The sequence below is a fragment of the Veillonella sp. CAG:933 genome (assembly GCF_000431435.1).
Classification (GTDB): Bacteria; Bacillota; Negativicutes; order Veillonellales; family Veillonellaceae; genus Veillonella_A.
Window position 1 is genome coordinate 1 of sequence record NZ_HF986102.1, and the last position, 699, is coordinate 699.

A 699-nucleotide genomic window follows, 5' to 3' on the forward strand; every position below is an offset into this window, starting at 1 on the left:
TTCTACACACACTTTTTGTCCTATAACTCTAGAATCAGAAGAATATAAAGAAATACAGAAAAAACGACTGATGAAATTAATCGAGATGGAAGACGGCTTGTTCGAAATCAATGGCTGGCTTTCTGTGGGCGATGTTAAGGAAAATTATAGAAAACGTAAGTTTGAATCGTAAAGTTATTTTGCCCACTAGAGCTTAATACTCTAATGGGTAAAAATAATGGGCGAAAAAATGGGCGTGCTTCCTGTGAATAAGAAAAAAAGAGAAATATTTCAAAGCACTGAACAGAATCACAAATGCTTATGATTACTGTATTTATCAGCAATTTGAAATATTTCTCTAAATTTTAAAAAATACTGGAGCCGACAATAGGACTTGAACCTACGACCTACTCATTACGAATGAGCCGCTCTACCAACTGAGCTATGCCGGCATGACTACTTAGTTATTTTAGCGGATTTTTGACAAAACGTCAAGAATGTTGGCGTAAAAGGTTGAAATATTAAGCTTCATGAATTTTGAAGTAGACTAAAATATCACATTGTCATCGCATATTGTCACCTCAAAACTACGTGATACTACTTCAAATATTCCCAAAATGAACGACTGCAACGAATATGTTAATTAGCATTTTCGTTGCAGTCATTTTTATTAATCAATATTAAATTCTAGGGTTATAGGACATTTTGAGTTGGTAATTT

At 33.5% G+C, this 699-nt stretch carries 1 tRNA gene; it reads right to left on the reverse strand.

Annotated elements, in window-relative coordinates:
- Positions 1 to 355: 355 nt before the first annotated feature.
- Positions 356 to 431, reverse strand: a tRNA-Thr gene (locus QZL64_RS00305).
- Positions 432 to 699 lie beyond the last annotated feature (268 nt).